The sequence below is a fragment of the Pararhizobium mangrovi genome, from assembly GCF_006516965.1.
GTDB classification, from domain to species: Bacteria; Pseudomonadota; Alphaproteobacteria; order Rhizobiales; family Rhizobiaceae; genus Pararhizobium_B; species Pararhizobium_B mangrovi.
In genome coordinates this window covers 119314-137493 of the sequence record NZ_VHLH01000001.1, presented here as the reverse complement: position 1 = coordinate 137493, position 18180 = coordinate 119314, and the positions used below count along the sequence as shown (strand labels likewise).

Genomic DNA, 18180 nt, shown 5'->3' with positions numbered 1-18180 from the left:
GGATTTTGCGCTCGGGCATGGCGGAAACGGGCAAATATCTGGTATTCGGGGGATCGGGGCAGAAACGATCGCCCGTTCGAGCCTTGGAAAAGGGTTTCGGACGTTCGATCGGCCGAATGGCATCGGTCAGCACTCAAGGGGCAGGACGTGCGCAAGGGGGTCTGTTTAAACGATGAATGAAGACGGCATCGTCTTGACCGACGAGGGAACGCGCTCGCGAGTCTTGCGTTCCTACGACCTTCTGGACACGCCGCGCGAAGACGATTTCGACGATCTCGCCCGGCTTGCCGCCGATGTCTGCGGGACGCCGATCGCGGTGGTGAACCTCGTCGACACCGATCGCCAGTTCTTCAAGGCGGAGGTCGGGCTCGGCGTGCGGTCCTCGCCGCTCGAGACCTCGTTCTGCCGGCACGCCATGCTCGTCGAGGAAATGCTGATCGTCCCGGACGCCACCAAGGATTCGCGCTTCGACGGCAACGCGCTCGTCCATGACGCGGGCGGCCTTCGCTTCTACGCCGGTGCGCTTCTGCGAACGCCGGACGGTATTCCGATCGGCACGCTGTGCGTGCTCGACCATGCCCCGCGTACGCTCGACGACCGTCAGGTCAATGCGCTTCGCACGCTCGCGCGCCAGGTGATGACCCAGATCGAGCTGCGCCGCGTTCTCGGTGAGGAACGACGGGCGACGGAGGCCCTTCGCGCTGCGCAGGACCGGCAGAACCAGCTCGTGCGCGAGATGTCGCACCGAATGAAGAATACGCTTTCCATGGTGCAGGCGATCGTCACGCAGTCGCTGCGCCGCAGCGAGGACGTCGCGCAGGCGCGCGAGGCGATCTCCGCCCGCCTCGGCGCGATGGCTCGCGCGCAGGATATCCTGACGACGAAGGACACCTCCACGGCCCTGATCGGCGACGTCGTCGAGACCGCCCTTTCGCCCCATCGTACCGGCCAGGGCGGGTTCGCGATCGCCGGACCGCAGATCGAGTTGACCGCGCCCCAGGCGCTCGGCCTTTCGCTGGCCCTGCACGAGCTCGCCACGAACGCGGCGAAATACGGCGCGCTTTCGGTCGAAGATGGCCATGTCGACATTCGCTGGAGCGGCGGCGAAGAGGAGCTCGCCTTCGAATGGCGGGAGACGGGCGGCCCGCCGGTCGTTCCGCCGAACGAACGCGGCTTCGGCTCGCGGCTCATCGAACGCATCGTCGCCGCATATTTCGACGGCGAGACGAGCCTCGATTTCGATGCAGGCGGCGTGCGTTTCCGCCTTTTCGCCGGACAGGTAAAACCGTAGGCATTACGGCATGATAGGCCGCGTACCGGGCGGAAGACCGCAGATGCGGACGCCCGACCCCGAAATGTCGCCGGTCAATTATGGTTAATGCATCACTAAGGATTTCGCTGGACAGCGAGAATCAGCTTTGATTCACTCCATATCGCGATCGGAGCAAGGCGGTGCTTCGACGCGATACGGGGATACATATTGCGATGGCTGACGCGCATCTTCCTGGCGCCCACGGCTTTGCGTGGCGTCGGGTCCTGGCATCCATTCGCGGGACCGACAGGGAGCCCGCGGGCCACGCCAAACTCTTTGCCAAGCCGGCCTACCGGCATCTTCTGAGAGCCGAACCGCTGCTCAAGCGGCTGGTTCCGGTTCTCATCATCGCCTTCCTGGTCGTCGTGGCGGCGGCGCGGGTCGTCTCGCTCACGAGCAATCGCGACGAGCTGGTATCGGCCGCCAAACAGGCGACAGGGCTGACGGCGACGGCAGCGGCGAGCGCCCTCGCCGCCCATCCCGATACCATGCGTGCCGAACGACGCTGGCAGGTCGAAAACCTGCTCGGCGACGCCGTACCTCTCGACGGCGACAGCGAGCGTATCGTGCTGGTCGGCGACGCCGACGGTACGGTGTTCGCCACGAGCCCGCTCGGCAAGTTCCTGATCAACAGCGCGCTCGACGATCTGCTGGCGGACCACCGGGCGCTGCGACGCTTCGGGCGCAGCGCCGGCATCGTCACGCTCGATTATGGTGGCGAGAGCTACTTCGCAGCCCTGCGCCGCCTTCCCGACCAGAACGGATCGGTTCTCGTCATGATGCCGAGGGCGCCCGTGCTTGCCGACTGGCGCAACGGCGTGTCGCTGAACGTCACGCTCTTCATCGCGACGTCCAGCGTCCTTCTCATCATCCTCTACGCCTATTTCTCGCAGGCGACCCGCGCGAGCGATGCGGACGACCTCTATATGGAGTCCCATCGTCGCGTTGATACGGCGCTTTCACGCGGGCGCTGCGGGTTGTGGGACTGGGATCTGGCGCGCGGCCACCTCTACTGGTCCGGCTCGATGTACGAAATGCTAGGCCTGCCGCCACGCGACTGCGTTCTTTCCTTCGGCGAGGCGGCGGAGCTGATGCATCCCGACGACGAGGACCTCTATTCCGTCGCCCGCTCGGTCGCCAGCGGCGAGACGAGCCATCTCGACCACGTCTTCCGCATGCGCCACGTCGACGGCAACTATGTATGGATGCGTGCTCGTGCCGAGGTGGTGGACCGGTCTTCCACGCAGACGCATCTGATCGGCATCGCCATGGACGTGACCGAGCAGCAGCGCCTCGCAAGACGTTCGCGCGAGGCGGACCAGCGCCTGCTCGAAGCGCTCGAAAGCACGTCGGAATCCTTCGTGCTCTGGGATTCTGCCGATCGGATGGTGTTGTGCAATTCCATCTACCGTCAGACCTTCGGTCTCGACGAAGACGCGCTGTCGCCGGGCATGCCGCGTGCCGAGGTCGAGGCGGCGCTGAACCGACCTGCCATCCAGCGCCGGGTGACCGGTCAGGACCGCGATGGCCACTCGCAGACGAGCGAAATCCAGCTTGCCGACGGGCGCTGGCTGCAGATCAACGAACGGCGCACGCGTGGCGGCGGCATGGTGGCCGTCGGCAGCGAGATCACCCAGCTCAAGCGCAGCCAGGACCAGATGCGCGAATCCCGCAAGCGGCTGATGGGCATGCTCGACGACCTCGCCGCCTCGCGCCTGGCGCTCGAACGACGCACGCGCGAGCTTTCCGATCTCAACGCCGACTACCAGGCGGAAAAGGAGCGTGCCCAGGCGGCCAACCGCATCAAGTCGCAGTTCCTCGCCAACATGTCGCACGAGCTGCGCACGCCGCTCAACGCCATCATCGGCTTTTCGGAAATCCTGGAATCCGGGCTCTTCGGTCCGCTCGGCTCGGAGAAGTACGAGCAGTATGCCCACGACATCAAGGGAAGCGGAAACCACCTGCTCGGCGTCATCAACGACATCCTCGACATGTCGAAGATCGAGGCGGGTCAGCTGTCGATCGAGCGCGAGCCCATCGATCTCGCGCCGCTCGTCGAAGAAGCCCTGCGCCTCAACATCACGCCGGCGGAGAAGAAGGGCATCCACATCGACCGCTCGATCGCAGCCGGGCTTTGTCTCGAAGGCGATCGGCGGGCGATGAAGCAGGTGCTGATCAACCTCCTGTCGAACGCGGTGAAGTTCACGAAGGAAGGCGGCCATATCCGCCTGCGGGCGAAACGCAACGCGCGTGCCGTGACCGTGACGATCGCCGACAACGGCATCGGCATCCCGCGCCGCTCGATGGCCTCGATCGGACAGCCCTTCGAACAGGTCCAGAACCAGTTCTCGAAGTCTACCGGCGGTTCCGGCCTCGGGCTCGCCATCTCGCGCTCGCTCTGCGAACTCCATGGCGGATCGCTGCGCATCTTCTCGACCGAAGGCGAAGGCACGGTGGTCGCGTTGCGCATTCCGCTTGCGCCAGGCGAGCTTCACGACGCTCGGGCGGAAGCGATGGCCGCCGCCTGACTACGGAAGCGAGCCGGCGTCGGCGTCCGGCTCGCCGATCGCTTCGACGAACACGGCGCGCACTGCGCAACAGTGCTCTTCGATCCTGCCTTCGAGTTCGCGCACGTTTTGAGCTTCGCAGGCATGGCCGAGAAGATCGATCAGGCCGGCGGGCGCTTCGTCGGGTTCGAACGCGCCTTCGATGCAAAGCCGCACGAGCTGGCTGATCGTCGTATAGAAGGCATGTGCCGCGACGAGCGTCTCGGTTGCCTCGTTGCCGATCACCGCCGGCCCGTAAGCCTCGATCTGGGCAACGGTTCCCGTCGGGCGTCCCCTGCCCGGTCCGTCCGGGTCCGGCGCGGTGAGTGCAAGATACTGGGCGACGAACTCGATATCGATGAGCCCGCCCGGAACGAGCTTCAGGTCCCAGATGCCGTAGGGCGGCTTTTCCTGCTCGATGAGACCGCGCATGCCGCGCACCTCGTCGGCGACGGCGCCGGGCGTTCGTTCGCGTTCGAGAACGGTGGCGACGATCGCTTCGGCGCGTTCGCCGAGGTCGCGATCGCCGGCGACGAAGCGTGCCCGCGAGAGCGCCATGTGCTCCCAGATCCACGCATCGCGGTTCTGATAGGTGTCGAAGGCCGAAAGGCTGGTCGCGACCGGCCCCTTGTTGCCGGAGGGGCGCAGGCGGAGATCGACCTCGTAGAGCACGCCTTCGGCCGTCGGCGCGGAAAGGGCGGCGACGAGGCGCTGCGTCAGGCGCGTATAGTAGCGCACCGGGTCGATCGGCTTCTCGCCGTCGGACTCCTCGTAGCCCGGCGCGTGGTCGTAGAGCAGGATGACGTCGATATCGGAGCCCGCCGTCAGTTCGCGGCTGCCGAGTTTGCCGAGGCCGAGTACGGCGACGCGGCCATCCGCCACGCGGCCATGAACGCCTTCGATCTGACGGATCACCGCATCGAGCGCCGCGGTAATGACGCAGTCGGCGAGATCGCTCTGCGCCTCGGCCGCACGGCGCGGATCGATCGCCCGGCTGAGCAGCCGCACGCCGATCAGGAACTTCTGCTCGGCAGCGACGATCCGCAGCCGATCGAGCACCTCCTCATACGTCAGATCCGGATCGACGAACTCGGCGATCCGCCCGGCGATCTCCTCGCGCGAGGGAAGGTCGGCGAGAAGTGCGGGATCGAGAAGACCGTCGAAGACGTGCGGCCGGCGCGCGATGATCGCCGCGAGCCGGGGCGCGGCCGCCATGATCGTGACCGTCAGCGACATCAGGCCCGGATTGTTGCCGAGCAGCGAGAAGAGCTGGATGCCGGCCGGCAGGCCGGCGAGAAACGCATCGAAGCGCAGGATCGCCTCGTCGGCACGGCGGGTGGCGCCGAAAGCGGCCAGGAGCCGCGGCGTCAGTTCGGTCAGCCGCTCGCGCGCCTCGACGGACCGCGTCGCCCGGTAGCGCCCGTAATGCCAGGTACGGATCACCTTCGAGACGGCGTCCGGCCGCTCGAAGCCGAGTGCCTTCAACGTCTCGATCGTGTCGGGATCGTTCTCCTCGCCGGTGAAGACGAGATTGCCGGTGTCCGAACCGAGCCCCTTTTCCTGTTCGAAGAGGCTCGCATAATGGCGCTCGACCGTTTGCAGGGTCGTCTCGATCTCCGAGGAGAAGGCCTCGACGTCCTTCGCTCCGCACATCAGCGCGATGCGCTGCAGCTCTTCCGGATCTTCGGGCAGCGTGTGGCTCTGCTCGTCGCGGACCATCTGGATGCGGTGCTCGACCGAACGCAGGTACCAGTAGGCCCGGCGCATGTCCTCGGCCGTCTCCTCGCTGATCCAACCCGCCTGGATGAGCGCCGAAAGCGCCTCGTCGGTTCGCCGCACGCGCAGTTCGGGCATCCGTCCGCCGGCGATCAACTGCTGCGTCTGGACGAAGAACTCGATCTCGCGAATGCCGCCGCGCCCGAGCTTGACGTTGTGGCCGGCAACGGCGATCTCGCCATGGCCGCGATGGGCATGGATCTGCCGCTTGATCGAGTGAATGTCGGCGATCGCCGCATAATCGAGGTACTTGCGGAAGACGAAGGGGCGAAGCTCCGCGAGAAAGCGTTTCCCCGCCTCGCGGTCGCCGGCGACGGCACGGGCCTTGATGAAGGCCGCACGCTCCCAGTTCTGCCCGCGCCCTTCGTAGTAGTTCAGTGCGGCGTCGAGCGAGATGGCGAGCGGCGTCGAGCCGGGATCGGGGCGAAGCCGCAGGTCGGTGCGGAAGACGTAGCCGCCCGCGGTCCGCTCCTGCATGATGCGCACGAGCCGGCGCACCATCCGCGCGAAGGTCTCACCGGCCTCGACCGGATCGGCGACGATGCCCGCGTCGGGATCGTAGAGCACGATGACGTCGATGTCGGACGAGTAGTTGAGTTCGCCCGCACCGAGCTTGCCCATGCCGATCACGACGAGCCCGGAGCCTGCGGATGGCCGGTCCGGGTCCGGCAGAACCACCTTGCCGGCGTCGTGGGCGGCTCGCAGCAGATGATCCACGCAAGCAGAAAGGCAGGCTTCGGCGAGCTCGCTCAGCCGCGCCGTTACCGTTTGCGTATCCATAAGGCCGCCGAGATCGGCAAGCGCGAGAACGAAGGCGGTCGCCTTCTTCACCCGCCGCAGCTCGGCCATCACGCGCGCTTCGTCGACCGGTCCCCCGCCGCTCAGCCAGGCGCTGCGGGCCGCGGCTTCGAGATCGTCGAGGATGGCGTCGAGCGGCTCGTCCAGGACGCGTTCGACGATATCCGGTCCGGTACGCGCCGTTTCCAGCAGGAACGGCGACAGCGAACAGGCCGTGCCGAGGAAGCGCTCGGCCGCGCCGGGCTTCGACAGACGACGCGCCAATGCCGGACGGTCTTCGGCGGCTTCGACCAGATCGGCCAACGCATCGCGTTCGGCACCGTTCGAGAACGGAACGAGCGGCGCGCGCTTGAGGCCGGAAAGACGCATGGTCGAAGGTCGCCGAGACGTCATGCATCGACCTTCTTGGGAAACATCATCGAAACGCGCAGACCCTTCATCGCCTCGTCGGGCATTGCATCATCGAGGGCGAGCCGGCCGCCATGCAGGGACATGACGGCGTTTACGAGGCTCAGCCCCAGGCCCGTGCCCGGCATGGTGCGGCTTTCGTCGAGCCGCACGAAACGCCGCACGACATCGTCGCGCTTCTCGCTCGGAATGCCTCGCCCCCCGTCTTCGACCGAGAGCACGACGGCCTCCTCGTCGTCGGCCAGCGAAACCCGGATCGTCGTGTTTTCCGCATCGCCTGCGTATTTCATGGCATTGTCGATGAGATTGACCAAGGCCTGCGCCACCAGTTCCCGATTGCCCTTCACCCGCACGCCGGGTTCGATCGCCATCGCAAGGTTCATGCCTTCCTCCTCCGCGAGCGGCTCGTAGAGATCGCAGGTATCGGCCGCAATGGCGGAGAGATCGATCGGCGACATCTCGGCGGCCGAGGAGCCGGCTTCGACGCGCGAGATCATCAGGAGCGCGTTGAAGGTGCGGATGAGCTGATCCGATTCCACCAGCGTTTCTTCCAGCGCAAGGCGATAGTCCTCGTCGCCGCCTCCGCTCGCGAGCGCGGCCTCGGCCTTGTTGCGCATGCGGGTGAGCGGCGTCTTGAGGTCGTGGGCGATGTTGTCGGAGACCTGTCGCAGCCCCTCGTTCAGCGATTCGATGCGGCCGAGCATGGTGTTGAGCGATTGCGAGAGGCGGTCGAACTCGTCGCCGGAACGCCCGGTCGGCAGACGCTGAGCGAGATCGCCCGCCATGATCTTGCGGCTGGCGGCCGACATCCGGCCGATGCGCTTCAGCGCCCGCCGCCCGACGAAGAACCAGATGGCGAGCGCGCCGAGCCCCATGATCGCCAGCGCCACCGCCAATGCCTGACGCACCAGACCGCGGAAACGTTCCGGCTCGCCGAGATCGCGCCCGACCAGAAGCCGCATGCCGTTCGGCAGCTGGATGATGCGCGCGATCGCCGTATGCGTCGCGTCGCTGTCGCTGTCGGTATAGCGCTGATAGCGGAACGGGATCTGCGTCCAGCCCTGATGGTCGAGGACGCCGGGCTGGAGCGATTCGACGTTGCCGGTGAGGATGTCGCCGTTCGGTGCGGCGATCGTCAGAAGCGCCGCGCCCGGCTGGCGCGAGCGCCGCTCGACGACACGCACCAGCGTGGTGATGCCGCCGTTTCGATAGGCTTGGCCGAGAAGCTGCACCTCGTTGTCGACGGCCTGCTTCACCTGCGCACGGAGAAGGTTCTCCGACATCGCGGTGACGTAGAAGACGAGCGCCAGCGCACAGACCGCGAAAAGCAGGAGATAGAGCGCGGAGAGCCGGACGGCCGTCGTGCGCGTGAGCGCGGATACCTTGGCGAGAACGCTCGCTCGGGTCCGGCGCGAGCGCAGGCTCTTCCACCGCACCTTGACGATGCGGCGCAGATCCTCCGCGCTGCGCGGAATTCTGTTCCTGCCGAGGCCGATTTCCGCCATCGTCTTCCTTCAGGCGTCGGCCTTCATCATGTAGCCGGCGCCGCGCACCGTGTGCAGGAGCGGCGTATCGAACCCCTTCTCGATCTTCGAACGCAGCCGCGAGATGTGCACGTCGATGACGTTCGTCTGCGGGTCGAAGTGATAGTCCCAGACGTTTTCGAGCAGCATCGTGCGGGTGACGACCTGATCGGCATTCTTCATCAGGTATTCGAGCAGCCGGTACTCGCGCGGCTGCAGCGTGATCGGCTGTCCGGCACGGCGCACCTGATGGCTGAGACGATCGAGTTCCAGATCGCCGACCCGGTACTGGGTCTCGGCCTCGCGGGCGCTCTTTCGCCGACCGAGAACCTCCACCCGCGCGAGCAGTTCTGAAAAGGCATAGGGCTTGGGCAGGTAGTCGTCCCCGCCTGCCCGCAGACCTGTGACGCGGTCGTCCACCTGGCCGAGCGCCGACAGGATGATGACCGGCGTGTCGAGCCCCTTGCCGCGCAGTTCCGCGATCATGCTCAGCCCGTCGCGACGCGGCAGCATGCGGTCGACGACGAGGACGTCGTAATTGTCCTCGCTCGCCATCAGCAGGCCGTCGTCACCATCGCCGGCATGATCGGCGACGATACCGACCTCCTTGAAGGCCCGGGTGAGGTAATCGACCGCTTCGGGGTCGTCTTCCACGACGAGAACGCGCATGCCGGAAAGCGTAGGGCCGTTCTGGCCGGATGCAACATCCTTTCGGCGTTGGCCTGCGTCGTCGGCGGTTTCGCTCATCGTTTATCCTCCGGCTTTCTCGATCAAGGTCTTCAAGGCCGTTCAGCCCTTTTCCACCGGCAGCGCGATGAAGCGGCTCCGACCGCCGTCCTCGAGGCGGAAGAGCACGGCCTTGCGCCCCTTTTCCGCCGCGGCCGAAAGTGCTGCCAGCACGTCCTGCGCCGAGTGGACGGGCAGGCCGCCGATGGAACGGATGGCATCGCCCGGCTCGAGCCCGCGGTCGTCTGCCGGCGAACCGGGAACGACGTCGGTCACAACGACGCCGACGCGCGCGTCCGAGGCGACGACGGTCAGGCCGAACTCAGCCAGCGGCGACCCGCTCGCCGGTACGCTGCCCGCTTGCGCCGGCCGCCTGACGCGCGGCGGGGCCGGGTTCGGATGCTTCGCCAGCGTCACCTTCAGGGTGCGCGCGTTGCCATTACGCCAGATGTCGAGCGATACGCTGGTGCCCGGATGGTCTGCCGTCAGCGCATGGGCCAGCGAGCGCGGGTTCTCGACGGGCGTACCGTCGAACCGGGTGACGACGTCGCCGGGCTTCAGGCCCGCCTCGTGGGCAGGCGACTTCGGATCGACATCGGCGACGAGGGCGCCGTGCGGCGTGTCGAGCCCGACGGACTCGGCGATCTCGGCGTCGACGTTCTGCAGCGTCACGCCGAGCCAGCCGCGCTCCACGGTGCCGTTCTCGATCAGTTCGTGCACGACCTTCTTCACCGTGGCGGCCGGTATGGCGAAGGCGACGCCCATATTGCCGCCGGCGGCGGAAAAGGCCATCGCGTTGACGCCGACCACCTGTCCGCTCAGATTGAAGGCCGGTCCGCCGGCATCCCCGCGCTTCACCAGCGCATCGAACTGAAGATAGTCGTCATAGGGATCGGCGCCGAGATCGCTGCCGCGCGAGGAGACGATGCCGGCGGTGACCGTCACGCCGAGGCCGTACGGATTGCCGACGGCCACGACCCAGTCGCCGATCCTCGGCTTGTCGTCGTCGGCAAAGCCCAGATAGGTGAAAGTCCTGTCCTTCGCCTCGACCTTCAGCACGGCGAGGTCGGTGCGCCGGTCCTCGCCGACGAGCTTTGCCGAAAGAGTCCGGCCATCGGCAAGCACCACATCGAAGGAATCGCCACCGGCGACCACGTCGTCGTTCGTGACCACGTATCCGTCCGGCGAAACGAAAAAGCCGGAGCCTTGCGAGACCGGTCGCACATCGCCCTGCCTGCCGTCGTCGAGGCTATTGAAGAAGCTTTCGATCGGGCCGGCGCCGCCGCCGTTCGCAGCGCTGCCGGATGGCACATCGGCGCTTCGCGCCCGCACCGAAACGACGGCCGGCGAGACGGCTTCCACCACCGGTGCGAAGCTCGGCGCCTTGGGCGCGTCGACGAAGACGGGAGCGGCAAGGGCCAAGTTCGCGGCGATCAGTGCGCACGCGAAGAGCGATGCGGCGCCGATCCGCCGTGCGAACACGCCGGCTCCGTCCGGTACGAAGCGATGACCACACCCGTGCACGCTCTTGTCGCTCCTGGTCGATTCTGTGGATCCAGCCCATGATTCCACAGAACCATAGCGCAGCCCGCATTACGAGCGCCTGTCCGCAGGATGACGTTTTGTTAATTCGTCGTCGGGTTCGAACGTTCAGCCCGAAACGTCGCCTTCACGCCTTTCGAGCAGGTTTTCCAGCGCGACCCTTTCCTCCGCATTCAGACGTTGCGCGCCGGGATCGTCGTGACGCCTGCGCGCGAAGAGCACCATCGCCCCGGCTCCGCACAGGAAGACGACCATCGGCGTCGCCCATAGGAACACGGTCTTCGCCTCGAAACGCGGCTTCAGGAGCACGAATTCTCCATAGCGCGATACAATGTAGTCGATCACCTGCCGGTTGGTTTCGCCCTCCTTCAACCGACGACGCACGAGCAGCCGCAGATCGTGAGCGAGATCCGCGTTCGATTCGTCGATCGACTCATTCTGGCACACGAGGCAGCGCAGTTGCGCGGAGATGGCTCGTGCACGTTCTTCGAGCCTGGGATTGGCGAGCATTTCTCCGGGATCGACCGCGAGAGCCGGTGTCACGGCGGCGAAAACGACGGCGATCAGCGCGATAACCGCGAGCACCCGCCTCATTCCGCCGGCTCCGCGACGGGTCGTCCGGCCGGTTTGCGTCGCCGGGTGGGAGCGCCGATACGCAGCCGCCGGTCGGAGAGCGAAGTGAACCCGCCGGCGGCCATGACGAGGGCGCCGAGCCAGATGAGCGTAACCCAGGATTTCCACCACAATCGCACGACGCGGCCGCCATCGTCCTGCGCATCGCCCAGCGAAAGGTAAAGCTGCGAGAAACCGAAAGTCTTGATGCCGGCTTCCGTCGTCGGCTGGCGCCGGGTGGTATAGAGCCTTTTCGAGGACGTCAGGTCGGCGACCTTGGTGCTGCCCCTCATGACGGAGAAATGGGCGATGTCGGCATCGTAGGTGCCGCGCGTCGCTTGGGTGACGTCGTCGAAGCGCACCGTGTAGCCGGCGATCGTCTGCGTCTCGCCCGGCTTCATGGTGACGATCGCCTCGGACGAGAACGCCGTCGCCGCAACGATGCCGACGAGCGCGACGCCGAGCCCGAAATGCGCAACCGCCGTGCCGAAGGCCGAGCGCGGCAGGCCGACGAAACGCCGAGCGGCCGTTGCGGCGGGAACGCGCCCGAACCCTGCCCGCTGCACGAGATCGGCCATTGCGCCAACCATCACATAGACGCCGAGCCCGATCGCGAGCGCGGCCAGCACCGGCGCGCCGGTCGCGACGAACATCACGGCGAGCGCGGTGAGAAGCCCGATGCCGGCGGCGAGATAGAGGCGCTGGGCCGCAGCCAGAAGGTCGGCACGTTTCCAGGCCATCAGCGGCCCGAAGGGCACGGCGAGGAAGAGCGGGATGATCAGCGGCGCGAAGGTGAGATTGAAGAAGGGCGGCCCGACGGAGATTTTCGCACCCGTCAGCGATTCGAGCGCCAGCGGGTAGAGCGTGCCGACGAGCACCGTCGCCGTCGCCGTCGTCAGGAAGAGATTGTTGAGGACGAGCGCCCCCTCCCGCGAGATCGGCGCGAACAGTCCCCCCTGGCGCAGCGCGCTCGCCCTCAGCGCGAACAGCGCGAAGGCGCCACCGATGAAGATCACGAGGATTGCCAGGATGAAGACGCCACGCGTCGGATCGGTGGCGAAGGCGTGGACGGAGGTCAGCACGCCCGAGCGCACGAGGAAGGTGCCGAGCAGCGACAGCGAGAAGGTCAGGATCGCCAGAAGCACGGTCCATATCTTCAGCGCCTCGCGCTTTTCCATGACGAGCGCGGAATGCAGCAGCGCCGTACCGGCGAGCCATGGCATGAACGAGGCGTTTTCCACCGGGTCCCAGAACCACCAGCCGCCCCAGCCGAGCTCATAGTAGGACCAGTAGGAGCCGAGCGCGATGCCGATCGTCAGGAACGTCCAGGCGGCGAGCGCCCACGGCCGCACCCAGCGCGCCCATGCCGCATCGATGTGCCCGTCGATCAGCGCCGCCACGGCGAAGGCGAAGGTGATCGAGAAGCCGACATAGCCGAGATAGAGAAGCGGCGGGTGCACCGCGAGCCCGTAGTCCTGCAGGATCGGGTTCAGGTCCTGGCCTTCGAGCGGCGCCGGATCGAGGCGGGCGAAGGGGTTGGAGGTCAAAAGGATGAAGAGCAGGAAGGCGACCGTGACCCAGGCCTGCACGCCGAGCACGTTGGCGCGAAGCGTTGCAGGCAGGTTGCGCCCGAAGCCGGCGACCAGCGCGCCGAAAAGCACGAGGATGAGCACCCACAGCATCATCGAGCCTTCGTGGTTGCCCCACACGCCCGTGACCTTGAAGATCGTCGGCATCATCGAGTGGGAGTTCTCCCACACGGTCTTCAGCGAGAAGTCCGAAACCAGATAGGCACGCGTCAGCACCGCATAGGAAAGCGCGACGAGCACGAGCGTCAGTACGGCGGTGACGGGGGCGACGTTCATCAGCCCCGCGTCGCGCCGATGGGCACCGAGGATCGGCACGCTCGCCTGGACGAGCGCGACGGCGAGCGCCAGCACCAGCGCGTAATGGCCGAGTTCGTTGATCATCGCGCCTCGCCCCTTCCAGCTATTTCCGTGCGGTCTTCTCGTCCGCGGTATCGCCGTACCATTCGCCCTTCGCCTTCAATGCGTCGGCGACTTCCTTCGGCATATATTTCTCGTCGTGCTTGGCGAGCACCGTATCGGCAACGAAGGTGGACCCTCCACCGGCGAACGAACCCTCCGCGACGACGCCCTGGCCGGCACGGAAGAGGTCGGGCAGGATGCCGGTATAGACGACCTTCACCTTGTTCTTGCGATCGGTCACGTCGAAGGAGACTTTCGTGCCTTGGCCGCGCACGATGGTGCCGGGCTCGACCAGCCCCCCGAGGCGGATGCGCATGGCCGGATCCGGCCGCTCGGCGACGAGCTGGCTCGGCGTACGGAAGAAGGTGATGTCGCTCGAGAGCGCCATCATGACGAGACCGGCCGCGACGGCCAGAAAACCCATGCCGCCGGCGAGGATCGAAAGGCGCTTCTGCTTGCGCGTCATTGCACGACCTTCCCGTTCTGCGGCGTCGCCGGCACGTCGGAGGAGGAACCGGCCTCAGTCGACCCGATGATTCCGTCCGCGTCCGGCACGCCGATCCGGCCGGCGAACGCCACGAGCTGGCGGCCATGGTCGCTGTCGGCAGGAAATACCTTCAGCGCGCGGGCGAGCGCATCGCGTGCCTTCGCCGGATCGCCGAGCACCATGTAGGAGCGCACGAGGCGACGCCAGCCTTCGGCGTCTTCCGGGGCGTCCGCGAGTTTCGCGTCGAGCCGGCTCACCATGCCGCGGATCATCGCGGTCCGGTCACCGCCGCTCATCTTAGAGGCCGCGGCAATTTCCGCAGCGTTCGGCCCGCCTGGAACGGTGCCGTCGCCTTCACCCTCCGGCACGCCGGCCGCGGCCGCTACGGCGTCGCCATCGCCAGCTGCCTGCGCACCGGCAAGAGCCGCGATCTGCTGGCGAACGGCAGGCAGCCATGGTGCATCGTCGGCACTATCGGTTTCCAGCGCACGGAAGTCGGCGAGCGCCGTGTCGTACTTTCCGTCCTGCGCCTCGCCGAGCGCAAGGAAGAAACGCGCCTTCGCGTCGCCCGGATCGGCCTGCAGTGCCGCCTGGAACGCAGCCTTCGCCTCGTCCGTCATCCCGCCGCCGTTTTCCATGACGATCGTCTCGCCGAGACCCGCCTGGCGGCGTGCCGTCGGGCCGAGCAGCCGGATCGCGTTGCGCCAGGCGATCGTCGCGTCCTGAATGCGACCGACGCGCGTATAGATCGGCGCCAGCACGTCCCAGCCGCGTCCGTCTTCGGGGTTTGCCCGCAGCCGCGCCTCGGCCTTGCCGATCAGCCCCGCCATTTCCGGCGAGCCGTCCGGCCCCGCAAGCCGCGCCGAAAGCGGCTCGTCGGCTAGGTCGGGATTGCCGAGCCGGGCATAGCTTGCGACACCGACCAGCGGCACCAGCACGACGACGAGACCGATGATCGCGAGACGAAAGGGAACGATGCCGCCCGTCCCGCCGTCTTCGGGTCGCTCCGGCCTGGCTTCTTCCCGCGCCGCCTTCAGCAGGCGCCGGCCGACCTCCGCCCGGGCCGATTCCGCCTCGGTCGGTCCGATCGTGCCCGACGCAAGATCCCGTTCGATTTCCGAAAGCTGATCGCGGTAGACCGCGACGTCATGGGCGGCAACGTCGTTTTCAGCCCCACCCGAACCTTTGCGCACCGAGCGCACGATGGGAAAGACGATCGCCAGCACGACCGCCGCCGTCAAGCCCGCAGAGACGAGCCAGAACGTCATCGCCCGTCCCGGCCGGATCGGGCCGGCCCTGCGCCGTTCGTCCTCGTTAAAGCGGCTCGCATGTCCTTCGTCCTCATGGGCGCGATCCCGAAGCGGATCCGCACGATCCCGAACCGGCCCTGCCGAGCGAGATCATCACCATCTCCCTCGAACGCTCTAGAACGTATGGCGCGCGGCGGCCAAATAAATTCGCCGCGACCGATCCTCCCGCCGGAACGGCGATCGCGCCGACCGCTTCAGCTCAACGGCGTCCATGATCCGTCGCCGTTGCGGCATGCCGCACCGCGCGCCTTTTCTTCCTGGCCGCGTATGGTGACCGTATGCGTGTACTGCCGGCAGTTCTGCGAGCCGACCTGATACGGAGGTGCCGCCACGACCTTGCCGGAGATCGCCTGGCTCGGATCCTGCCAGGTTACCGGCTGGCCGCCCGGCGCGTCTTCCAGTGCATTGTATTCGGCCTTCAGGGCGCGGGTGCGATCGCCGCTCGGAAGCTTCGAACCGATCTGCTGGCCGATGATGCCGCCGTTCAGCCGCGAAAGCAGTCCGCCCCCGGTATCGCCTCCTGCATATTGCGAGACGCTCGCCGATGCTTGCGGCGCCGGCGCGCTTCCCGACGGTCCGCTCATCGAGCAGCCGGCGAGCGAGGCGAGCGTCGCCATCGTGCAAACGGCAAAAATTCGGTTGTTCTTCATGCGATAACGTCCCCTTGAGACCGGCATGATGCGATGACGGACCGGCGTGTGCAACACCATCGTGTCGCAATTGTGCCGGATCCGGGCAGGCATCCGCGTCACGTCGTCCGGTCGACCTGCGGCAACACCAGCATCGCTTCGAGCCCGCCATTGTTGCCACGGCGCAGCTTCAGCGCGCCCTGATACTCCGCGACGATTTCCGAAACGATCGAGAGGCCGAGCCCGGTGCCAGGCTTGCTTTCGTCGAGCCGACGGCCGCGCTTCAGCGCTTCGTCGATCTCGGCTTCGTCGAGGCCCGCCCCGTCGTCCTCGACGGTGATCGAGAGCCAGCTGCGGCGTCCGGGATCGTCTTCGCGTATCGATGGTTCGACGACGACGCGCACCGCGCTCCCTGCAAACTTCGCGGCATTGTCGAGGAGGTTGCCCACGACCTCCTCCAGATCCTGCTGCTCCATCGCCAGAAGGTGCCCCGTTCCGGCACCATCCTCGACGTCGAACCGCAGATCCGGGTGAAGCCGGCGCATGACACGCATCAGCCGTTCGATCACCGGTGCCGGTTCCGTGCGCGCCAGGACCGTCGCGCTCTGGGCGGCGATGCGCGCGCGGTCGAGATAGGACTGCACCTGCGTCTGCATGGTCGCGACCTGCGCGCTGACGAGTTGACGAGGCCCCTCGTCGAGGCGTCGCGCCTCGTTGTAAAGCACGGCGATCGGCGTCTTTAGCGAGTGCGCCAGATTGCCGACCTGCGTGCGGGCGCGATCGACGATCCGGCGGTTGTTGTCGATCAGCGCGTTCACCTCGCTGACGAGCGGGGCGATCTCGCGCGGAAAAACGCCGGTCAGCGATTCGCTCTTGCCCGAACGGATATCCTCGAGCCGCCGCCGCACCGCATCGAGCGGGCGAAGCCCGAAGAGCACCGCCAGTGCGTTGACCGCCAGACTGCCGAGCCCGAACAGCAGGAAGACGAGGAACACCTGCCGGTCGAAGGCGTCGATCTCGTGCTCGATTTCCTTGTGATTCCCGATCACGCGAAAGCGCGCCGCGTGACCCTCGTTGTCGAGAAGCACTTCCGTCTCGGCGACCTCGACCGCGTTGCCGAAGGAATCGTTCGTTCGATAAAAGCGCTCGTAGCGGCTGTTGAACGGTCGCTTCTCCTGGCTTTCGACCGGCACGTTCCCCTGGCCGAGCGAGATCGAACGGATGGGCGGCGCCTTGAAGTCGCCGAGCGGCGTCACGGTCCAGTACCACCCGGTCTCGGGCTGCACGAAGCGCAGGTCGCCGAGTTCCGGGCGACCCTCGAGCTTGCCGTCCTTGCCGACCGAGACGGAATTGATGACGTTGTAAAGCTGCGCGCGCAGCAGGTCGGTGAAGCTTGCCTCCGTGCCCTGCCGATAAAGGTGCGAGATGACGAGCGCGATGACGGTGAGCGCGATCGCGATCCAGACGCTCGTGATCCAAAGGACACGGGAGGTAAGCGATCGGGTGCTCACGAGGGAGCGTCGCCCGGCGGTTGCATCCGATAGCCGAGCCCGCGAACGGTCTCGATCAGGTCGACACCCATCTTCTTGCGCAGACGTCCGACGAAGACCTCGATCGTGTTGGAATCCCGATCGAAATCCTGATCGTACATATGCTCGACGAGCTCGGTCCGCGAGACGACTTCGCCCATGTGGTGCATGAGATAGGAAAGCAGCCGGAACTCGTGCGAAGTAAGCCGCAGCGGCGCGCCCGAGACCGTCGCGCGCGCCCCCTTCGTGTCGAGGCGCACGGGTCCGCAGACGATCTCGGAACTCGCATGGCCCGCTGCCCGGCGGATGAGCGCCCGCACGCGGGCCATGACTTCCTCGATATGGAACGGCTTGGCGACGTAGTCGTCGGCGCCGGCATCGATGCCGGACACCTTGTCGGACCAGCGGTCGCGTGCCGTGAGGATCAGGACCGGCATCGTCCGCCCGCCCGTTCGCCAGCGTTCGAGAACGGAAATGCCGTCCATCTCCGGCAGGCCGATATCGAGGATCACCGCGTCGTAGGGTTCGGTATCGCCGAGGAAATGCCCCTCCTCGCCGTCGAAGGCGCGATCGGCGACGTAGCCCGCTTCCTCGAGCGCGGTCACGAGCTGGCGGTTCAGGTCCTTGTCGTCCTCGACAACCAGAATGCGCATGCCCTGCCGTCCTCTTCGTCGCAGCCCGCTGGCGCTACTTGCTCACCGTCTTCGTCACCTTGCGGGGCCGCTTGTCGCCCTTGCTCGGAACGAGCACGGTCACCCGGCAGGCGGACTTGCCGCCTTCCGTCGTCGCGGAGACGGAAAGAAGCTGCCCACCGGTATTGCTTACCACACGCTGCGCGGCGGAATTGCAATCCGTCGCGGCAATCTCGTACGAACCGCTATCGGCATACGCCGCGCCTGCCAAAGCCATGGCGAGCCCGGCGGCAAGCGGCATCCTCGTGAACCTGGCCGCCATGGCGGACCCTCGCGAATGAGTATCGGACCCTTCCGCATCC

Annotated in this window: 14 protein-coding genes; 2 read left to right on the top strand and 12 right to left on the bottom strand. The window is 66.6% G+C overall.

The genetic code is table 11. The features are described from left to right. Positions 1–172 precede the first annotated feature (172 nt). Both FJU11_RS00715 and FJU11_RS00710 read left to right on the top strand, forming a co-directional pair. A complete protein-coding gene (locus FJU11_RS00715; RefSeq protein WP_141165084.1) occupies positions 173–1291 on the top strand; it encodes an HWE histidine kinase domain-containing protein in 1119 nt (372 codons plus the stop codon). A 194-nt stretch (positions 1292–1485) separates the two neighbouring features. Further along, positions 1486–3840 carry an ATP-binding protein gene (locus FJU11_RS00710; protein WP_141165083.1) on the top strand — a complete coding sequence of 785 codons (2355 nt, stop codon included), beginning with the start codon at positions 1486–1488 and terminating at the stop codon, positions 3838–3840. Here FJU11_RS00710 and FJU11_RS00705 read toward each other — a convergent pair whose 3' ends face one another. From FJU11_RS00705 to FJU11_RS00650, 12 genes are all read right to left on the bottom strand, one after another. Further along, the gene (locus FJU11_RS00705) at positions 3841–6825 is read right to left on the bottom strand and encodes a bifunctional [glutamine synthetase] adenylyltransferase/[glutamine synthetase]-adenylyl-L-tyrosine phosphorylase (protein ID WP_141165082.1); all 2985 of its coding nucleotides are present in this window, start codon (positions 6823–6825) and stop codon (positions 3841–3843) included. Next, entirely contained in the window at positions 6822–8345 is a 1524-nt protein-coding gene (locus FJU11_RS00700) for a sensor histidine kinase (RefSeq protein ID WP_141165081.1), read from the bottom strand. The genes FJU11_RS00705 and FJU11_RS00700 overlap by 4 nt, the downstream gene beginning before the upstream one ends. Before the next feature lie 9 nt (positions 8346–8354). Next, the gene (locus FJU11_RS00695; protein WP_210242823.1) at positions 8355–9032 is read right to left on the bottom strand and encodes a response regulator transcription factor; all 678 of its coding nucleotides are present in this window, start codon (positions 9030–9032) and stop codon (positions 8355–8357) included. Between the two features lie 120 nt (positions 9033–9152). Continuing rightward, entirely contained in the window at positions 9153–10571 is a 1419-nt protein-coding gene (locus tag FJU11_RS00690; RefSeq protein ID WP_141165079.1) for a PDZ domain-containing protein, read from the bottom strand. Positions 10572–10739: 168 nt separating this feature from the next. Further along, positions 10740–11216 carry a cytochrome c-type biogenesis protein gene (locus tag FJU11_RS00685; protein WP_407946646.1) on the bottom strand — a complete coding sequence of 159 codons (477 nt, stop codon included), beginning with the start codon at positions 11214–11216 and terminating at the stop codon, positions 10740–10742. Between the two features lie 5 nt (positions 11217–11221). Then, entirely contained in the window at positions 11222–13213 is a 1992-nt protein-coding gene (locus FJU11_RS00680) for a heme lyase CcmF/NrfE family subunit (protein WP_141165077.1), read from the bottom strand. Between the two features lie 19 nt (positions 13214–13232). Continuing rightward, on the bottom strand, positions 13233–13697 hold the full coding sequence (gene ccmE / locus FJU11_RS00675; protein WP_141165076.1) for a cytochrome c maturation protein CcmE: 465 nt from the start codon (positions 13695–13697) through the stop codon (positions 13233–13235). Next, on the bottom strand, positions 13694–14986 hold the full coding sequence (gene ccmI, locus FJU11_RS00670) for a c-type cytochrome biogenesis protein CcmI (RefSeq protein ID WP_141165075.1): 1293 nt from the start codon (positions 14984–14986) through the stop codon (positions 13694–13696). The genes ccmE and ccmI overlap by 4 nt, the downstream gene beginning before the upstream one ends. Positions 14987–15222: 236 nt before the next feature. Beyond that, entirely contained in the window at positions 15223–15678 is a 456-nt protein-coding gene (locus tag FJU11_RS00665; protein ID WP_141165074.1) for a hypothetical protein, read from the bottom strand. A gap of 98 nt (positions 15679–15776) precedes the next feature. Continuing rightward, the gene (locus tag FJU11_RS00660) at positions 15777–17168 is read right to left on the bottom strand and encodes an ATP-binding protein (RefSeq protein ID WP_141165073.1); all 1392 of its coding nucleotides are present in this window, start codon (positions 17166–17168) and stop codon (positions 15777–15779) included. Continuing rightward, positions 17165–17839, bottom strand: a complete 675-nt coding sequence (locus tag FJU11_RS00655; RefSeq protein WP_141165072.1) for a response regulator transcription factor — start codon at positions 17837–17839, stop codon at positions 17165–17167. Before FJU11_RS00655 ends, FJU11_RS00660 begins: the two co-directional genes overlap by 4 nt. A 34-nt stretch (positions 17840–17873) precedes the next feature. Continuing rightward, complete coding sequence (locus FJU11_RS00650) at positions 17874–18140, bottom strand: hypothetical protein (RefSeq protein WP_141165071.1); 267 nt, start codon at positions 18138–18140, stop codon at positions 17874–17876. Positions 18141–18180 lie beyond the last annotated feature (40 nt).

Coding starts and splice junctions, on each gene's coding strand:
- FJU11_RS00700 (WP_141165081.1), bottom strand. CDS start 8,345: ATGGCGGAAATCGGCCTCGGCAGGAACAGAATTCCGCGCAGCGCGGAG.
- FJU11_RS00715 (WP_141165084.1), top strand. CDS start 173: ATGAATGAAGACGGCATCGTCTTGACCGACGAGGGAACGCGCTCGCGA.
- FJU11_RS00665 (WP_141165074.1), bottom strand. CDS start 15,678: ATGAAGAACAACCGAATTTTTGCCGTTTGCACGATGGCGACGCTCGCC.
- FJU11_RS00655 (WP_141165072.1), bottom strand. CDS start 17,839: ATGCGCATTCTGGTTGTCGAGGACGACAAGGACCTGAACCGCCAGCTC.
- FJU11_RS00705 (WP_141165082.1), bottom strand. CDS start 6,825: ATGACGTCTCGGCGACCTTCGACCATGCGTCTTTCCGGCCTCAAGCGC.
- FJU11_RS00650 (WP_141165071.1), bottom strand. CDS start 18,140: ATGGCGGCCAGGTTCACGAGGATGCCGCTTGCCGCCGGGCTCGCCATG.
- FJU11_RS00710 (WP_141165083.1), top strand. CDS start 1,486: ATGGCTGACGCGCATCTTCCTGGCGCCCACGGCTTTGCGTGGCGTCGG.
- FJU11_RS00680 (WP_141165077.1), bottom strand. CDS start 13,213: ATGATCAACGAACTCGGCCATTACGCGCTGGTGCTGGCGCTCGCCGTC.
- ccmE (WP_141165076.1), bottom strand. CDS start 13,697: ATGACGCGCAAGCAGAAGCGCCTTTCGATCCTCGCCGGCGGCATGGGT.
- ccmI (WP_141165075.1), bottom strand. CDS start 14,986: ATGACGTTCTGGCTCGTCTCTGCGGGCTTGACGGCGGCGGTCGTGCTG.
- FJU11_RS00695 (WP_210242823.1), bottom strand. CDS start 9,032: ATGCGCGTTCTCGTCGTGGAAGACGACCCCGAAGCGGTCGATTACCTC.